This is a genomic window from Flavobacterium bomense (assembly GCF_003970355.1).
The window spans coordinates 1-1,423 of sequence record NZ_RYDJ01000101.1; the positions used below are offsets into that span (position 1 = coordinate 1).

The window sequence follows — 1,423 nt, forward strand, 5'->3', positions numbered from 1 at the left end:
GATAGTTCTATAGCTTGTACGCTAAGATCATCAACTATAGAAGAACCTTTGTATGGTTATTTGCCTACTGAAAACAAAGAAGTCGATGTATTTCATCCTGCCGCAATTGTGGTAATGGCAGTTGATAATTTGCCATGCGAATTGCCAAAAGCAGCTAGCGAAGGTTTTGGAGAAATGTTTATGGAACACGTGATTCCCGCTTTTTTCAACGGTGATAAAGACGGAATTTTGAAACGGGCAAAAATAACCGAAAAAGGAAAACTCACTCCACGATTCAGCTATTTACAGGATTATGTGGAAGAAAAATAATTAGCAAAATTCAAAATTTATACTAATAAAAGCATTGAATTTAGGAGGCTTTTTATGCATTATATTAAAAATGTGATTATATTTGAAGATAAAACTTTCAATTTTGAAATCGATTACTATAAAAATATTTGTTTTCAGTTTACTATCATTTCAACTGTATTGTCAAGAGATGCTTCCTTTTGTCGAAAATTATAACAAATCAAACTATCAGGGAGATAATCAAACTTGGAATGTATCACAAGGTAATGATAAGGCCATGTATTTTGCTAATAATCATTATTTATTGCGTTATGATGGTGTGAAGTGGGAGAAAAATATGCTTCCAAATAAAACGATAATTCGTTCTATACTGGTCGATGGCGATAAAATATATTCAGGTTCTTATAAAGAATTTGGCTATTGGCATCGAAATGACGGAAAGATGATTTACGTTTCAATATCTAGTGGTAAAAAAGTTTTTGATGACAGCGAGAACGAAGAAATATGGAAAATATTTAAGTTTAACAACCAAATTTATTTTCAATCGTTCAATGAGATTTTCATGTATGACGGTAAGAAAATTAATAAAACGAAACTTCCATTTCTTATTTCTTATTGCTTTGTTATAGACAATCAACTCCTAATTGCCTCGGTTGGCAGCGGAGTTTATAAGATGTATAATTATAAGATGTCAAAAGTAAAAGGCTGGGAAATTTTGGAAAATAATGTAATTCACGCCATCGAAAAACATCAAAATCGAACCTACATATTTACTCAAAAAAACGGAGTTTATATTTTAGAAAACGGAGCTTTGAATTCTTGGAAAAACCCATTGAATGAAATTTTGAAAACGGCTTATATCAACGTTGCAAAGTTTATCAATACTAATAAATTGATAATTGGAACAGCAAGTAAAGGTGTTTTTGTTTTTGATTTGTTTAATAACTCTTTTATAAACATTAATAAAAATAATGTCTTGATGAACAATTCTATTTTGAGTATTGGTCAAGACAAAGAAAATAATTTATGGCTAGGTTTAGACAACGGAATTGCTCATATAGAAGTCGATTCTCCCATTTCTATTTTTTATGATAATTCAGGCGTTTTGGGTTCAGTATATTCTGTTGCCACTACT

General features: G+C 30.6%; 1 protein-coding gene and 1 pseudogene. Both read left to right on the top strand.

Annotated elements, in window-relative coordinates:
• Positions 1 to 309, top strand: a pseudogene (locus EKL98_RS15855) (alanine dehydrogenase); the annotation flags it as partial.
• Between the two features lie 103 nt (positions 310 to 412).
• Positions 413 to 1,423, top strand: a 1,011-nt coding sequence (locus EKL98_RS15860; RefSeq protein WP_317125400.1) for a two-component regulator propeller domain-containing protein, incomplete at its 3' end; no start/stop codon positions are given.